Here is a 15038-nt window from a genome sequence, read left to right on the forward strand (position 1 = left end):
TATTTAATAGTTCGGTCAACGATTTTGCCGGTATGTCTGCATGCCTGCCTTCCTCTCGCTGTTCACCGAGTTCTTTCGCGCCGTGCTGCGCCCGCGTCGCACGGACCTGCAGTTCGCCAGCAAGTCGCTGATGGCCGGCATTCTCGCGCTCTACCTGGCGTTCCGCTTTGAGTTGCAGCAACCGCAGTGGGCGCTGGTCACGGTATTCGTGGTCAGCCAGCCGCTGAGCGGCATGGTGCTGGCCAAGAGCGTGTTCCGCCTGCTCGGCACCTGCATCGGGGCCGTGGTTTCGGTGGCGCTGATCGCCCAGTTCGGCCAGGCGCCGCTGCCATTCCTGCTGGCCATGGCCGCCTGGCTGGCGTTCTGCACCGCCGGCGCTTCGCTGCTGCAGAACTTCTCTTCCTACGGTTTCGTGCTCGCCGGCTATACCACGGCGATCATCGCGCTGCCTTCCAGCGCCGCGCCCATGACGGTGTTCGACCAGGCCGTGGCGCGCTGCTCGGAGATCGGCCTGGGCATCCTCTGCGCATCGCTGGTGAGCATCGTGCTCTGGCCGCGGCGCGTGCAGCAGCAACTGGCGGAGCAGGGCAGGGGCGCCTGGGAAACCGGCCTGCAGGCGGCCGCTGCCGAACTGACCGGCGCCGACGAGCGCGGCCCGCTGATCCGCGCCATGGGCCGCATCGTGGCGGTGGACGCGCAGCGCGAACACGCCTGGTTCGAGGGCGAGAGCGGCCGGCGCCGGGCCCAGGCGCTGCGGGTGCTGAACGCCGACCTGCTGGGCCTGCTGCGTGCGGCGCGCAAGGTGGCGCGGGAATGGCGGCTGCTGGACCAGGCCGCGGCGGCCGCGCTGGAGCCCTGGCGGCGCGAGGTCATGGTGCTGCTGGAGAAGGCTGAGTACCGCGCCTTCGAGGACTGCCGCGAACGCCTCGGCGCCGCCGCGCGGGAACGCGACAACGCCCAGCAACGCCTGTGCCTGGAATGCCTGGCGCGCACCCTGGAGATGGCCGGCGAGGCCCAGCGCAGCATGCAGGCGCTGGTCTACGGCGAGGCGCCGCGCAACGCGCCGGGGGTGATCGTCTGGCACCGCGACATCGAACGCGGTCTGCTCTACGGCCTGCGCAGCGCCCTGGCGTTCCTCTGCGTGTCGGCCTTCTGGCTGGCCACGGCCTGGCCCAGCGGCCTGGGCGCGGTGTCCATCACCGGCGTGGTGCTGAGCCTGTTCGCCAGCCGCGACAACCCGGCCGGCGCCGGGCTGAACTTCCTGCGCGGCATCGTCCTGTCGGTACCTTTTGCCGGCGTCGCAGGCCTGGTGATACTGCCGTTGTGCGATGGCTTCCCGGCGTTGGCGCTGGTGCTGGGCGTGCCGCTGTTCATCGCCGCGCTGTGCATGACGCGGCCGCCGATCGCCGCCATCGCCTCGTCCTTCTGCATCTTCTATGTGAAGAACATCGGGCCGAGCAACGCGATGAGCTACGACCTCGGCCACTTCCTCAATTCGGCGCTGGCCACCGTGATCGGCGTGGCCTTCGCCGTGCTGGTGTTCAACCTGGTGCGCCTGGCGCCCGGGCAGCGCCATTACCGCCGCGTGCTGGCGGCCATCCTCGCCGACCTCGCGCGGCTCACCCGCGGTCCGTTGCCGCCGCTGGAGGTCTGGTTCGACGGCCGCAGCGCCGACCGCCTGCTGCGCCTGGCGCAGTTCTACAAGAACCTGCCGGCCGAGCGCCGCGCGCGCTGGCGCGGCGGCCTGCTGGCGCTGGACCTGGGCGACGAGCTGCTGTTCCTGCGCGCGCGCCTGACCGCTGCCCGCGGCCCCGTGCGCCGGGCCCGCGACGCCTACCTGCTGTGTTTGCACGACCTGCTGCTCGCCGGCGGCCCGCGCGCCGGCCGCGAGCAGGCCCTGCAGGCGGCCAGCGTGGCGCTGTTCAAGGCCCTGGAAAACGACCACCGGCTGCCGGCCGAGGACCGCGAACTGGCTCGCGCCACCCTGGTCCAGCTGCAGTTCATCTGGCTGCGCTGGTGCCGCCAGGACCCGGCCGCCGCGCCCGCGCAGCAGGCGCGACCCATCGCCGCCTCCGATTGACCGGCCACCCCGCCTGCCTCTAAGCTGCGCGCCTGCTACAGGTGCCCTCGGCCATGGCCGAAGGTGAAACAGGGAAGCCGGTGCAACCGAGCCAATTCGGTCATTCCGGCGCTGCCCCCGCAACGGTAGGCGAGTCACGCGGACGCAACAGCCACTGTGCCAACGGCATGGGAAGGCGCAGCCGCAGAGGTCCGGTGACCTTCACTCGCGAGCCCGGAGACCGGCCCGTAGCGACGACGACGCGCAGGAAGCCGTCGGGCGCTGCCCAGGCCGCGCTCCGATCGCCCCGCGTCATCCCGGTTTACTAGCCGCGCGGGTGAGAGCGGTGGAGCGATCAGGCAGATGAGCATTCTCCTTCCAGCCACGGCCCCGCGCCGCGCGGCTACTTTCCGTCGTCCCTCCCGCACGCCCCTTCAGCCCCGGTGCCTTGGCATCGCGAGCACGGCCGCCTTCGGCCAGGAGACCCAACGATGAGCGAATCCCCGGAAAAGGACGAGCGCCACCGCGCGCGCATGCAGCGCAAGAAGGACGTGATCGACGAGAAGATCGCCCAGGCCCGGGACGAGCGCGGCGTGCTGCTGGTGCTCACCGGCAACGGCAAGGGCAAGAGCAGCTCGGCCTTCGGCATGCTCGCCCGCGCCCTCGGCCACGGCATGCAGGCCGGCGTGGTGCAGTTCATCAAGGGCGCCGCGAGCACCGGCGAGGAAGCCTTCTTCCGCCGCTTCCCCGAGCAGGTGCGCTACCACGTGATGGGCGAGGGCTTCACCTGGGAGACCCAGGACCGCCGGCGCGACATCGAGAAAGCCCGGCAGGCCTGGGACGTGGCCCGCGAGCTGCTGGCCGACCCGGCCGTCGGCCTGGTGCTGCTGGACGAGCTGAACATCGCCCTCAAGCACGGCTACCTGGAGCTGGACGCCGTGCTGGCCGACATCGCCGCGCGCCCGGCGCACCAGCATGTGGTGGTCACCGGCCGCGCCGCCCAGCAGGGCATGATCGACGCCGCCGACACCGTCACCGAGATGGGCCTGGTCAAGCACGCCTTCAAGGCCGGCATCAAGGCGCAGAAAGGAGTGGAGTTCTGATGCCCCAGGCGCGCCAGTGCCCGGCGCTGCTGATCGCCGCTCCCGCCTCGGGGCAGGGCAAGACTACCGTCACCGCCGCCCTGGCCCGCCTGCACGCGCGCCAGGGGCGCCGGGTGCGGGTGTTCAAGGTCGGCCCGGACTTCCTCGACCCGATGATCCTCGCCCGCGCCAGCGGCGCGCCCGTGCACCAGCTCGACCTGTGGATGGTCGGCGAGGCGCAGAGCCGCCGGCTGCTCTGGGAAGCGGCAGGGGAGGCCGAGCTGATTCTCATCGAAGGGGTGATGGGCCTGTTCGACGGCACGCCCTCGGCGGCCGACCTGGCGCGCACCTTCGATGTGCCGGTGCTCGGCGTGATCAACGGCCAGGCCATGGCGCAGACCTTCGGCGCCCTGGCCGTGGGCCTGGCCACCTACCAGCCGGGCCTGCCGTTCTCCGGCGTGCTCGGCAACCGCGTCGGCAGCCAGCGTCACAGCGACCTGCTGCGCGACAGCCTGCCGGAGTGGATCCGCTGGTACGGCGCGTTGCCGCGCAGCGCCGACCTGGAGCTGCCCAGCCGCCACCTGGGCCTGGTGCAGGCCGAGGAACTGGCCGACCTGGACGCGCGCCTGGACGCCGCCGCCGACGCCCTGGCCGCCAGCAGCGCGGTGGACCTGCCGCCGCCGGTGAGCTTCGCGGCGCCCACCGAGCACGAACTGCAAGCGTCCCTGGCCGGCGTGCGCATCGGCGTGGCGCGGGATGCCGCCTTCGCCTTCCTCTACCAGGCCAACCTCGACCTGCTGCGCGAGCTGGGCGCCGAGCTGAAGTTCTTCTCGCCGCTCACCGACGAATACTTGCCGGAGGTGGATAGCCTCTATCTACCCGGCGGCTATCCGGAACTGCACCTGGCGCAGCTGGAGAACAACCGCGCCATGGCCGAGGCCATCCGCGCCCACCATGCCGCCGGCAAGCCGCTGCTGGCCGAGTGCGGCGGCATGCTCTACCTGCTCGATGGCCTGACCGACGCCGAGGGCCGCAGCGGTCGGCTGCTCGGCCTGCTGCCCGGCCGCGCCACCCTGCAGAAGCGCCTTGCCGCCCTGGCCCTGCAGGAGGTGGAACTGCCGGAAGGCCCGCTGCGCGGCCACACCTTCCACCATTCGCTGCTGGACAGCCAACTGGAGCCGGCCCTGCGCGGCACCTGCCCGAACGCCAAGCCGGTGGCCGAGGCGGTGTTCCGCCTGGGCCGCCTGACCGCGTCCTATATCCACTTCTACCTGCCGTCGAACCCGGCGGCCGCCGCCGCGATCTTCCGCCCATGAACGAGCACGCCTACAGCCCCGAGGAACGCGCGGCCATCTACCGCGCCATCGCCGAGCGCCGCGACATGCGCCACTTCAGCGGCGGCGAGGTGGCCCCGGCGCTGCTGGCGCGGCTGCTGGAAGCGGCGCACCAGGCCCCCAGCGTCGGCCTGATGCAGCCCTGGCGCTTCATCCGCATCACCCGCCCGGCACTGCGCGAGGCCATCCACGGCCTGGTGGAGGCGGAGCGGGTGAAGACCGCCGAGGCCCTGGGCGAGCGCTCTGAGGAATTCATGCGGCTGAAGGTCGAGGGCATCCGCGACTGCGCCGAGCTGCTGGTGGCGGCCCTGGCGGACGGCCGCGAGGCCCACGTCTTCGGCCGCCGCACCCTGCCGCAGATGGACCTGGCCTCGCTGGCCTGCGCCATCCAGAACCTCTGGCTGGCGGCCCGCGCCGAAGGCCTGGGGCTGGGCTGGGTGTCGCTGTTCGATCCCGCCGCCCTGGGCGAACTGCTCAGCCTGCCGGCGGGCAGCGAGGCGGTGGCGGTGCTCTGCCTGGGCCCGGTGGCGGAGTTCTACCCGGCGCCCATGTTGGCCCTGGAAGGCTGGCGCCAGCCGCGCCCGCTGAACGAACTGCTTTACGAAAATCACTGGGGAGAACGCCCATGAGTCTGGCCCTGCTGAGCGTTGCCGGCGTGGCCCTGGACGGCCTGCTGGGCGAGCCGAAGCGCTGGCACCCGCTGGTGGCCTTCGGCCGCCTGGCTGACCGCCTGGAGCGCCGCTTCAATCGCGCCCGAGTGCCATTGTCGACGGTTAGCACGGATAGCCCCCTCTCCCTTCAGGGGGGGCCGCCTTCCGGAGAGGGCCGGGGAGAGGGCGCTCTTCTTCCAACCTCCCCAACCTCCGATAACCACACCCCCGGCCTAGGCTGGCGCAGCCACGGCGTCACCGCCTGGGCCCTGGCCGTGCTGCCGCTGACCTTCCTCACCTGGCTGCTGACCCTGGTCCCGCACCTCGGCTGGCTGGTCTCCGCCATCGCCCTCTACGCCGCCATCGGCCTGCGCAGCCTGGGCGAGCACGCCGAACCCGTGGCCCTGGCCCTGCGCGACGGCGACCTGCCCGAGGCGCGCAAGCGTGTGGGCTACATGGTCAGCCGCGAGACCGCCGAACTGGACGACAGCGCGGTGGCCAAGGCCGCCACCGAATCGGTGCTGGAGAACGGCAGCGACGCGGTGTTCGCCGCGCTCTTCTGGTTCGCCGTGGCCGGCGCGCCGGGCGTGGTGCTGTACCGCCTGAGCAACACCCTGGACGCCATGTGGGGCTACCGCAACCCGCGCTTCGAACGCTTCGGCTGGGCCGCGGCGAAGATCGACGACGCCCTCAACTACATCCCCGCGCGCCTGGTCGCGCTGACCTACGCGCTGCTCGGCAACACCCGCCTGGCCCTGCGCAGCTGGCGCCGCCAGGCGCCGCAATGGGACAGCCCCAACGCCGGCCCGGTGATGGCCGCCGGCGCCGGTGCGCTCGGCGTGGCCCTGGGCGGCAACGCCGTCTACCACGGCGAACTGCATGAGCGCCCGCAACTGGGCGAAGGCCCGGCGCCAGGCGCCCGCGACATCTGGCGGGCCCTGGCCCTGGTGCGCCAGGGCGTGCTGCTGTGGCTGCTGGCGATCCTCGGCCTGGGGGCGCTGCTGCATGCTTGAGCACGGCGGAAAGCTGCGCGCGGCCGCGCAGCGCTACGGCATCGCGCTGGAGGGCTGGCTCGACCTGTCCACCGGCATCGCGCCCTGGCCCTGGCCGCTGGCGGACATCCCTGCCAGCGCCTGGCAGCGCCTGCCGGAAGAGGATGACGGCCTGGAGCAGGCCGCGCGCGATTACTACGGCTGTGACTCATTGCTGCCGCTGCCCGGCAGCCAGGCGGCGATCCAGGCCCTGCCGCGCCTGCGCGCACCGGGCCGGGTCGGCGTGCTCGCGCCTTGCTACGCCGAACACGCGGCGGCCTGGAAACAGCATGGCCATGAGCTGCTGGAACTGGCCGACGATGAGGTGGACGGCCTGGTCGACCAGCTCGACGTGCTGCTGCTGGTCAACCCCAACAACCCCACCGGCCGACGCTTCGACAGCCAATGCTTGCTGGCCTGGCACGAGCGCCTGCGCGCCCGCGGCGGCTGGCTGGTGGTGGACGAGGCCTTCATGGACTGCACCCCCGGCCACAGCCTGCTGCCCCTGGCCGGCGGCCAGCCGGGCCTGGTGGTGCTGCGTTCGCTGGGCAAGTTCTTCGGCCTGGCCGGCGCGCGCCTGGGCTTCGCCTTCGCCGAGCCGGCGCTGCTGCGGGGCCTGGCCGAATTGCTCGGGCCCTGGGCGGTGAGCGGGCCGACGCGCTGGGTGGCCCGGCACGCCCTGGCCGACCATGCGCGGCAAGGTGAACGCCGCGCAGCGCTGGAGCAGGCCGGCGCACGCCTGGCCGCGCTTCTGAAAACGCACCGGTTGCTGACCCAGGGCACCGCGCTGTTCCAGTGGCTTGCCTACCCTCGGGCCGGCGAACTGCACGAGCACCTGGCCCGCCGCGGCATCCTCGTGCGCCTCTTCGACAGTCCGCCGAGCCTGCGCTTCGGCCTGCCCGCCGACGAAGCCGGCTGGCAGCGCCTGGACCAGGCCCTCGGCGAATGGAGCCCGACATGACCACCGGCACTACTTTAATGGTGCAGGGCACTACTTTAATGGTGCAAGGCACCACCTCCGACGCCGGCAAGAGCACCCTGGTGACCGCGCTGTGCCGCTGGCTGCGCCGCCAGGGCGTGGCGGTGGCGCCGTTCAAGCCGCAGAACATGGCGCTGAACAGCGCGGTGACGGCCGATGGCGGCGAGATCGGCCGCGCCCAGGCGGTGCAGGCCCAGGCTTGCCACCTGGCGCCGCACACCGACATGAACCCGGTGCTGCTCAAGCCCAACAGCGACGTGGGCGCCCAGGTCATCATTCACGGCCGCGCGGTGACCAGCATGAACGCCGCCGCCTATCACGATTACAAAAGGGTCGCCAAACAGGCTGTGCTGGAGTCCCACGAGCGCCTGCTCGACGCCTACCAGGTGGTGATGGTGGAAGGCGCCGGCTCCCCGGCGGAAATCAACCTGCGTGCCAACGACATCGCCAACATGGGCTTCGCCGAGGCGGTGGACTGCCCGGTGATCCTCATCGCCGACATCGACCGCGGCGGCGTCTTCGCCCATCTGGTAGGCACCCTGGAACTGCTTTCCGAGAGCGAGCGGGCGCGGGTGAAGGGCTTCGTCATCAACCGCTTCCGCGGCGACATCGCCCTGCTGCAGCCGGGCCTGGACTGGCTGGAGGAGCGCACCGGCATCCCGGTGCTGGGCGTGCTGCCCTACCTGATGGACTTCCACCTGGAAGCCGAGGACGCCATCGACACCCGCCAGGCCGCCAAGGCCGGGGAAAGCCTGAAGGTGGCGGTGCCGGTGCTGCCGCGCATCAGCAACCACACCGACTTCGACCCGCTGCGCCTGCACCCGCAGGTGCAACTGATTTTCGTCGGCCCCGGCCAGCCGCTGCCGGCGGCGGACCTGGTCATCCTGCCCGGCTCCAAGAGCGTGCGCGCCGACCTGGCCTTCCTCCGCGCCCAGGGCTGGGACGCCGCCATCGAGCGCCACCTGCGCTATGGCGGCAAGCTGCTGGGTATCTGCGGCGGCTTGCAGATGCTCGGCCGCACGCTGTCCGACCCCCACGGCCTGGAAGGCGCCGCCGGCGGCAGCGCCGGCCTCGGCTGGCTGGAGCTGGACACGGTGCTGGAACCGGAGAAGCAACTGCGCAACGTCCGTGGCCGACTGGCCCTGGAAGACGCCGAGGTCGGCGGCTACGAAATCCACGCCGGCGTCACCAGCGGGCCGGCATTGGAGAGCCCTGCGGTGCGCCTGGACGATGGCCGCTGCGACGGTGCGCTCAGCGCCGACGGCCAGGTCATGGGCACCTACCTGCACGGCCTGTTCGAATCCCCCGCCGCCTGCGCCGCGCTGCTGCGCTGGGCCGGCCTGGGCGAAGTGCAACAGCTGGACTACCACGCCCTGCGCGAGCGCGACATCGAGCGCCTGGCGGACCAGGTGGAGGCGTATCTGGACACGCAGAAGCTGAAATCCCTATGTAGCCTTTGAGCCGGGGGCAATCGATGGGTATCGCTTCGCTCCACCCATCCTACGAAAAGCGTTCCGTGCGGAGAAAACCCATGCTTGAACTCATCCTCGGCGGCGCCCGCTCCGGCAAGAGCCGCCTGGCCGAGCGCCTGGCCCGGGACAGCGGCCTGCCGGTCACCTATTTCGCCACCGCGCAGGCCGGCGACGGCGAGATGGGCGAGCGCATCCGCCAGCACCGCGACCGCCGTCCCGCCGAATGGGGCCTGGTGGAGGAGCCGCTGCATCTGGCGCGGGCCCTCGCCGAGCACGCCGCGCCGGACCGCTGCCTGCTGGTGGACTGCCTGACGCTCTGGCTGACCAACCTGCTGCTCGCCGACGACGGCGCGCACCTGCAACACGAAGTGAACGAACTGCTGGCCACGCTGCCGGCCCTGCCGGGCCGCATCCTCCTGGTCAGCAACGAAACCGGGCTGGGCGTGGTGCCCCTGGGCGAGCTGACGCGGCGCTACGTCGACGAGGCCGGCTGGCTGCACCAGGCCCTGGCCGAGGCCAGCGAGCGGGTGGTGTTCACCGTCGCCGGCCTGCCCATGACCCTCAAGGGAGACCCCGTATGAGCCTGCAATGGTGGCGCGAAGCCTGCCAACCCACGGACCGCGTGGCGCGCGACAAGGCCGCCGCGCGCCAGGACCAGTTGACCAAGCCGCGCGGCGCCCTGGGCCGCCTGGAAGAGGTGGCCGTGCACCTGGCCAGCCTGCAGGGCCGCGAGCGGCCGAGCCTGGAGCACCTGTGGATCGCCCTGTTCGCCGGCGACCACGGCGTGGTGGAGGAGGGCGTCTCGGCCTACCCGCAGGCGGTGACCGGCGAGATGCTACGCAACTTCGTGCGCGGCGGCGCGGCCATCAGCGTGCTGGCCCGCGACCTGGGCGCGCGCCTGGAAGTGATCGACCTGGGCACCGCCGTGCCCCTGGAACCGCTGCCCGGCGTGCTGCACCTGATGGTCGGCGCCGGCACCCTGAACTTCGCCCGCGAGCCGGCGATGACCGCCGCGCAGTGCCTGATCGCCCTGGAAGCCGGGCGCGAATCCGTGCGCCGCGCGCAGCAGGCCGGCAGCGAGCTGTTCATCGGCGGCGAGATGGGCATCGGCAACACCACCTGCGCCGCGGCCCTGGCCTGCGGCCTGCTGGGCGAGCGCGCGGCTGCCCTGGTCGGCCCCGGCACCGGGCTGGATGCGCAAGGCGTGGCGCACAAGGCCGAGGTCATCGAGCGCGCCCTGGCCTTGCATGGCGGGCACTGCGCCGAGCCCTTCGAGGCCCTGTGCCGCCTCGGCGGCTTCGAGGTGGCGGCCCTGGCCGGCACCTACCTGGCCTGCGCGCAGAAGGGCATCGTCGCCCTGGTGGACGGCTTCATCTGCAGCGTCGCGGCGCTCTGCGCGGTGCGCTTCAACCCGCAGTGCCGCGACTGGCTGCTGTTCGCCCACAGCGGCGCCGAGCCCGGCCACCAGCGCGTGCTCCAGGCCCTGGAGGCGCAGCCGCTGCTGGACCTGGGCCTGCGCCTGGGCGAGGGCAGCGGCGCCGCCCTGGCCGTGCCGCTGCTGCGCCAGGCCTGCCGGCTGCACGCCGGGATGGCCACCTTCGCCGAGGCGGCGGTGTCGGACCGCCCGGCATGAGCCTGCGCCTGGACCTGCTGCGCCACGGCGAAACCGAACTGGGCGGCGGCTTCCGCGGCCGCCTGGACGACGCCCTGACCGCCGCCGGCTGGGCGCAGATGCAGGCCGGCCTGGGCCTGGAGCAGCCCTGGGAGGCCCTGGTCAGCTCGCCGTTGCGCCGTTGCGCCGCCTTCGCCGAGCGCCTGTCGGCCGCAAGCGGCCTGCCGCTGCAGCTGGAACCGGACCTGCGCGAGATGGATTTCGGCGAGTGGGAAGGGCTTTCCGCAGCTAAGCTGATGGAGACTGATAGCGATGCGCTAGCCCGCTTCTGGAACGACCCCTACGCCTTCACCCCGCCGGGCGGCGAACCGCTCGCGGCCTTCGAGGCGCGGGTGTTCGCCGCTCTGCAGCGGCTGTACGCGACGCATGCCGGAAAGCACCTGCTGCTGGTGACCCATGGCGGCGTGATGCGCCTGCTCGGCGCGCGCGCCCAGGGCCTGCCGCGCGAGCAGTTGCTGCAGGTGAGCGTCGCCCACGGCGAACGGCTGGCGCTGCGCATCGAGCCGCAGGCCGGCGGCTGGAGCATCCAACCGGTCGAGTCCGCCGTGAGCGCGCCCCGATGAGCAACCTGTTCCTGCCGTTGATCGCCCTGCAGTTCCTCAGCCGCATCCCGATCCGCCTGGGCGAGGTGCCCACGCCCGAGCAGTTCGGCCGCGCCACCTTGTTCTACCCGCTGGTAGGCGCGCTGATGGGCGGCGGGCTCTACGCCCTGGGCTACTTCTTCGGCGAGACCTACCTGCTGCTGCACGCCGCGCTGCTGCTGGCCGTGTGGGTGGCTTTCAGCGGCGCCCTGCACCTGGACGGCCTGGCCGACACCGCCGACGCCTGGGTGGGCGGCCTGGGCGACCGCGAGCGCACCCTGGCGATCATGAAGGACCCGCGCAGCGGCCCGGTGGCGGTGGTGGTGCTGGTAGTGCTGTTGCTGGTGAAGTTCTGCGCCATCGCGGCGCTGCTCGACGCCCACCACTTCTGGGCCCTGCTGCTGGCGCCCTGGCTAGCGCGGGTGGCCCTACCGCTGCTGTTCCTCACCACCCCCTACGCCCGCCCCGGCGGCCTCGGCCAGGCCCTGGCCGACCACCTGCCGCGCCGCGCGCTGCCCTGGATGCTGGCGCTCAACGCCGCGCTGATGCCGCTCACCGGCCTGAGCGGCCTGGTGGCGCTGGTGGTGGCGCTGGCGGTGTTCCTCTGGTGGCGCAACCGGCTGATGGCGCGGCTGGATGGCACGACCGGGGATACGGCGGGGGCTTTGGTGGAGTTGGTGGAGTGTGCGGTGTTGGTGGCTCTGGCGATCTAATCAGCCGGGACCCTGTGGTGTGTGATTCGACCGCGTAGCCCTCTCCCTAACCCTCTCCCTGAAGGGAGAGGGGACTGTTGGGCAGGGTTTGATGTTCTGGAGTCAGCCGGCAACACCGAGGGTTTCCGGCTGAAACCATTCCTTCTCTCGGCACGGACAAGCCCCCTCTCCCTTCAGGGAGAGGGCTGGGGAGAGGGAGCGGACTTCCCGCCGGGCACCTCACCCCAAGGCGAACACCCTCACCCCAACGTCTCCGGCGGCGCCTCGTAGCTCCCCGACTCATAGCTCACCCCATGCCGCATCTTCGGCGGCGCATCCCCCGCATGCAGGCTGGTGACCGTGTCGATGATGGTCTTGTCCTCCAGCGTCATGCGGTCGAGCATGCGCAGGTGGGCGATCCAGTTGTCCACCAGGAACACCTCCTGCCAGGCCTCCTTGTCGCTGATGTCGCGGTACAGCGCCCAGCGTTCGGCGCCGTTGCGCAGGCGCAGGCGGCGCAGCGCCTTGGCCGCGCGGACGAAGTCGCGGGTGCGTTCGGCCGGGATGCGGTATTCGATGGTCACCAGCACCGAGCCGCGCTGGGTGTCGAAGACGAAGGTCGGCTCCCCCGGCAGGGTGCTGGGCGCGCGGGCGATGCTGCCGGGGTTGAGCTCAGGCAGGCGCGAGTTGTACAGCAGCGCCACCGACACCAGCAGCAGGCAGCCGGCGGCCAGCAGCGCGCCCTGCACGCCGAGGGTGCCGGCGAAGTGGCCCCAGAGGAACGAGCCCAGCGCCAGGCCGCCGTAGATGGCGGTCTGGTACAGCGCCAGGGCGCGCGCCTTGACCCAGTCCGGCACCAGTATCTGCACCGCCGAGTTGTAGCTGGCCACCGCGGCTATCCAGCAGCTGCCGCCGAGGATGAGAGCGGGGAACAGCACCCAGAGGCTGTCCACCGTGCCGAGGATCAGCAGCACCAGGCCGAGGGTGCCGCCGCCCAGGCTGATCAGCCGGCTGGTGCCGATCACCTTGCGCAGGCGGCCGACCAGGGTGCTGCCGAGGATGGCGCCCAGGCCCAGGGCGCCGAGCATGTAGCCGTACACCGAGGCGTTGCCGTCGGGGTTGCGGTGCGCCAGCAGCGGCAGCAGCGCCCAGACCGCGCTGGCCGACAGGCCGAACACCGCCGAGCGCAGCATCACCAGGCGGGTGACGCTGGAGTACTGGGTGAAGCGCAGCGCCGCCACCACCCCTTCGACGATGTGCTCCGGCGGCAGGGTGCGCTTGGGCACCTCGCGGCGCCATTGCCAGATGGCCCAGATCAGCGCGGCGTAGCACAGGCAGTTGAACAGGAACACCCAGGGCGCGCCGGTGGCCGACAGCAGCAGGCCGCCGATGGCCGGGCCCACTGCGCGGGCGACGTTGTAGTTGACGCTGTTGAGCAGCACCGCGTCGCCCACCAGGCGCGCCGGCACCTGCTCGTTCACCGCCGCCTGCCAGGCCGGGATGGTGATGGAGCTGCCCAGGGACAGCCAGAGGATGGAAGCGATCAGCAGCAGCGGGTCGAGGTAGCCGAGGAACGCCAGCAGCGTCACCAGGGCGGCGCCGGACAGTTCGATGGACAGGCCGACGAGCATGATCTTGCGCCGGTCGTGGTTGTCCGCCAGCACCCCGGAGAGGATCGACAGCAGCACCAGCGGCAGCGCCGAGGCGACCTGGATCATCGCCACCATCAGCGGGCTGGCGTGGGCCTCGGTGACCACCCAGGCGGCGGCCACCGACTGCGCCCAGGTGCCCAGGTTGGCGAACAGGTTGCAGATCCAGATGATGCGGAAGGCGGCGATGCCGAACGGGGCGAGCACGCCGCTGCGCTGGGGATCGGCCTCGTTCTTCAGCGGCAGGTCGTTCTTCGGTGAAACGGATTGCAGCATGGGGAACGCCTTTTGCAGTGGCCGGCGGCAACGGCGCTATGCCGGCAGGTCATGCCCGGCAAGTGTAGTGGCTGGCCCCGCGGGCGCCATTGATGATGGTCAGCCTGGCCTTATCGGTGAATCGCCCTGGCCCCCTGCGACAGTGCCCCGCGGCGCCGGGGTTGCTAGGCTGCGGGGCATCGTCCGAGAAGAGTGGAGGTCCCATGAGCCACCGGTTGCGCATTTGCCTGCTGCTGTCCCTGCTGATCCTGCCGCGTTGCCTCTGGGCCTGGTCCAACCATGCCTTGGGCAGCTACCTGGCCCTGGCGCAATTGCCTGCCGTGGCCACTGCGCCGGCGGTGCCCATGGAGCCGCTGGAGACCTTCCTCGCCGCCGAGCGCGAGGGCCTGGTGCCATTGCTCGACGAGCAGGAGCGCTTCGCCCGCGAGCACTTCCGCAAGTACCCGGCGCGGCCCGACGCGCTGCGCTTCACCGGCGCGGAGCAGGACCTGCGCCTGGCCTTCCTCGCGGCCCTGCGGCTGAACCCGGAGATCAAGCTGGCCAACGTCATCCAGCCCGCGCCGGGGCACGACCAGCCCGCGCGGCCGCACCTGAAGGCGTCCGACGTGCTGGTGTTCCACGACCTCGCCGGCTGGGCGCGCTGGCGCTTCATCGCCCTGCAGCCGGGCGAGCCGGTGCCGGCCCTGGCGGTGCTGGCCAGCGCCACGGACGAGCCGGACTTCGGCCACGACATCCACCTGTTCAGCGACAACCCTGGAACGGCCGGCCAGCGCTACGGCTTCGGCCCGCAGCCGTTCGGCGACCCGGGCTACGAGTTCAGCTCCCAGGCGCCGTTCCACATGGGCTTCTACCACGAGTCGCCGATCATCTTCGCCGGTGCGCCCTACCTGCAGCGCAGCTGGCCGGAATGGCGCGCCTACCAGTTCCACGGCCTGGCGCGCTATGCCTTCGAGCATGGCCACCCGTACTGGGGCTACCGCTTCCTCGGCTGGTCGATGCACTACATCCAGGACCTGACGCAGCCCTACCACAGCACGCCATTACCCGGCGAAACCACCGCCAGCATGCTGTGGACCGCGCTCAAGGCCATGGCCGGCTTCGACGCCGACAAGAAGGCCGCCATCAGCCGCGTGGCCAGCCGCCACCTGGGCGTGGAGCGCTACCAGCTGGACTGGCTGCTGGAATCGCTGCGCAAGCCGCAGGGTTCGGCGTTGCTCGCCGCCTATGCCGATACTTCCGGCGACGAACGCTATCCGGCTTATTCGGCCGATTACCCGCGGGAGGTGGTGGCGGCCGAATCCCATGCCCATGCGGCGGCCTTCGATGCGGCGATCGGTCATTGGCTGGCGACGGTCCCGGCGGATGCCGGCGTCGGTTTCAGCGCCGGCAACGAACTGGCGCCGCTGCAGCACGATGCGCAGCTGGACGAACAGCTATTGGCGTTGATCCGGGCGTTCGGGGCGCACAGCCGCAACCTGGCGAGGTCGGTGCTGCAGCGTTAGGGAAGGGGGAGGGGAGAGAACCTGCAACGCGCCGCGAAGGGGGCGTGGACCCTTCGCGG

13 protein-coding genes and 1 riboswitch are annotated in these 15038 nt (G+C 71.6%); of the genes, 12 read left to right on the forward strand and 1 reads right to left on the reverse strand.

The annotated features are described in order from the left end of the window. Nucleotides 1-40 precede the first annotated feature (40 nt). The 11 genes from PcP3B5_RS07560 (at nt 41) to PcP3B5_RS07610 (ending at nt 11573) form a co-directional block, all read left to right on the forward strand. Nucleotides 41-2080 (forward strand): FUSC family protein, encoded by a 2040-nt coding sequence (locus tag PcP3B5_RS07560; protein WP_061560941.1) that lies wholly within the window; start codon nt 41-43, stop codon nt 2078-2080. A 22-nt stretch (nt 2081-2102) separates the two neighbouring features. Beyond that, nucleotides 2103-2323, forward strand: a riboswitch (cobalamin riboswitch). 227 nt (nt 2324-2550) lie between these two features. Then, the gene (gene cobO / locus PcP3B5_RS07565; RefSeq protein ID WP_009618438.1) at nt 2551-3162 is read left to right on the forward strand and encodes a cob(I)yrinic acid a,c-diamide adenosyltransferase; all 612 of its coding nucleotides are present in this window, start codon (nt 2551-2553) and stop codon (nt 3160-3162) included. Then, nucleotides 3162-4457, forward strand: a complete 1296-nt coding sequence (locus tag PcP3B5_RS07570; protein ID WP_058070221.1) for a cobyrinic acid a,c-diamide synthase CobB — start codon at nt 3162-3164, stop codon at nt 4455-4457. The genes cobO and PcP3B5_RS07570 overlap by 1 nt, the downstream gene beginning before the upstream one ends. Then, the gene (bluB, locus tag PcP3B5_RS07575; protein ID WP_058070222.1) at nt 4454-5104 is read left to right on the forward strand and encodes a 5,6-dimethylbenzimidazole synthase; all 651 of its coding nucleotides are present in this window, start codon (nt 4454-4456) and stop codon (nt 5102-5104) included. The genes PcP3B5_RS07570 and bluB overlap by 4 nt, the downstream gene beginning before the upstream one ends. Beyond that, entirely contained in the window at nt 5101-6138 is a 1038-nt protein-coding gene (cbiB, locus tag PcP3B5_RS07580) for an adenosylcobinamide-phosphate synthase CbiB (RefSeq protein ID WP_009618435.1), read from the forward strand. Before bluB ends, cbiB begins: the two co-directional genes overlap by 4 nt. Beyond that, a complete protein-coding gene (gene cobD, locus PcP3B5_RS07585; RefSeq protein WP_058070223.1) occupies nt 6131-7117 on the forward strand; it encodes a threonine-phosphate decarboxylase CobD in 987 nt (328 codons plus the stop codon). Before cbiB ends, cobD begins: the two co-directional genes overlap by 8 nt. Nucleotides 7118-7134: 17 nt before the next feature. Then, complete coding sequence (locus PcP3B5_RS07590) at nt 7135-8595, forward strand: cobyric acid synthase (RefSeq protein ID WP_058070224.1); 1461 nt, start codon at nt 7135-7137, stop codon at nt 8593-8595. Nucleotides 8596-8666: 71 nt separating this feature from the next. Next, on the forward strand, nt 8667-9188 hold the full coding sequence (gene cobU, locus PcP3B5_RS07595; RefSeq protein ID WP_043267738.1) for a bifunctional adenosylcobinamide kinase/adenosylcobinamide-phosphate guanylyltransferase: 522 nt from the start codon (nt 8667-8669) through the stop codon (nt 9186-9188). Continuing rightward, nucleotides 9185-10240: a nicotinate-nucleotide--dimethylbenzimidazole phosphoribosyltransferase gene (cobT, locus tag PcP3B5_RS07600; RefSeq protein WP_058070225.1), complete on the forward strand. Its 1056-nt coding sequence runs from the start codon at nt 9185-9187 to the stop codon at nt 10238-10240. The genes cobU and cobT overlap by 4 nt, the downstream gene beginning before the upstream one ends. Further along, on the forward strand, nt 10237-10842 hold the full coding sequence (cobC, locus tag PcP3B5_RS07605) for an alpha-ribazole phosphatase family protein (RefSeq protein WP_043314229.1): 606 nt from the start codon (nt 10237-10239) through the stop codon (nt 10840-10842). Before cobT ends, cobC begins: the two co-directional genes overlap by 4 nt. Further along, nucleotides 10839-11573 (forward strand): adenosylcobinamide-GDP ribazoletransferase, encoded by a 735-nt coding sequence (locus PcP3B5_RS07610; protein WP_043267732.1) that lies wholly within the window; start codon nt 10839-10841, stop codon nt 11571-11573. The genes cobC and PcP3B5_RS07610 overlap by 4 nt, the downstream gene beginning before the upstream one ends. Before the next feature lie 239 nt (nt 11574-11812). On the opposite strand, the gene PcP3B5_RS07615 is transcribed toward PcP3B5_RS07610, so the two are convergent. Next, the gene (locus PcP3B5_RS07615) at nt 11813-13477 is read right to left on the reverse strand and encodes an MFS transporter (RefSeq protein ID WP_061560942.1); all 1665 of its coding nucleotides are present in this window, start codon (nt 13475-13477) and stop codon (nt 11813-11815) included. A gap of 203 nt (nt 13478-13680) precedes the next feature. On the opposite strand from PcP3B5_RS07615, the gene PcP3B5_RS07620 reads away from it, so the two are divergent. Then, nucleotides 13681-14979, forward strand: a complete 1299-nt coding sequence (locus tag PcP3B5_RS07620; protein WP_061560943.1) for a phospholipase C/P1 nuclease family protein — start codon at nt 13681-13683, stop codon at nt 14977-14979. The last annotated feature ends 59 nt before the right edge of the window (nt 14980-15038 follow it).

The organism is Pseudomonas citronellolis, assembly GCF_001586155.1.
Classification (GTDB): Bacteria; Pseudomonadota; Gammaproteobacteria; order Pseudomonadales; family Pseudomonadaceae; genus Pseudomonas; species Pseudomonas citronellolis.

What these genes read in the sequence shown, in the direction of transcription:
- PcP3B5_RS07560 (WP_061560941.1), top strand. Translation starts at nt 41, where the DNA reads ATGCCTGCCTTCCTCTCGCTGTTCACCGAGTTCTTTCGCGCCGTGCTG.
- cobO (WP_009618438.1), top strand. Translation starts at nt 2,551, where the DNA reads ATGAGCGAATCCCCGGAAAAGGACGAGCGCCACCGCGCGCGCATGCAG.
- PcP3B5_RS07570 (WP_058070221.1), top strand. Translation starts at nt 3,162, where the DNA reads ATGCCCCAGGCGCGCCAGTGCCCGGCGCTGCTGATCGCCGCTCCCGCC.
- bluB (WP_058070222.1), top strand. Translation starts at nt 4,454, where the DNA reads ATGAACGAGCACGCCTACAGCCCCGAGGAACGCGCGGCCATCTACCGC.
- cbiB (WP_009618435.1), top strand. Translation starts at nt 5,101, where the DNA reads ATGAGTCTGGCCCTGCTGAGCGTTGCCGGCGTGGCCCTGGACGGCCTG.
- cobD (WP_058070223.1), top strand. Translation starts at nt 6,131, where the DNA reads ATGCTTGAGCACGGCGGAAAGCTGCGCGCGGCCGCGCAGCGCTACGGC.
- PcP3B5_RS07590 (WP_058070224.1), top strand. Translation starts at nt 7,135, where the DNA reads ATGGTGCAGGGCACTACTTTAATGGTGCAAGGCACCACCTCCGACGCC.
- cobU (WP_043267738.1), top strand. Translation starts at nt 8,667, where the DNA reads ATGCTTGAACTCATCCTCGGCGGCGCCCGCTCCGGCAAGAGCCGCCTG.
- cobT (WP_058070225.1), top strand. Translation starts at nt 9,185, where the DNA reads ATGAGCCTGCAATGGTGGCGCGAAGCCTGCCAACCCACGGACCGCGTG.
- cobC (WP_043314229.1), top strand. Translation starts at nt 10,237, where the DNA reads ATGAGCCTGCGCCTGGACCTGCTGCGCCACGGCGAAACCGAACTGGGC.
- PcP3B5_RS07610 (WP_043267732.1), top strand. Translation starts at nt 10,839, where the DNA reads ATGAGCAACCTGTTCCTGCCGTTGATCGCCCTGCAGTTCCTCAGCCGC.
- PcP3B5_RS07615 (WP_061560942.1), bottom strand. Translation starts at nt 13,477, where the DNA reads ATGCTGCAATCCGTTTCACCGAAGAACGACCTGCCGCTGAAGAACGAG.
- PcP3B5_RS07620 (WP_061560943.1), top strand. Translation starts at nt 13,681, where the DNA reads ATGAGCCACCGGTTGCGCATTTGCCTGCTGCTGTCCCTGCTGATCCTG.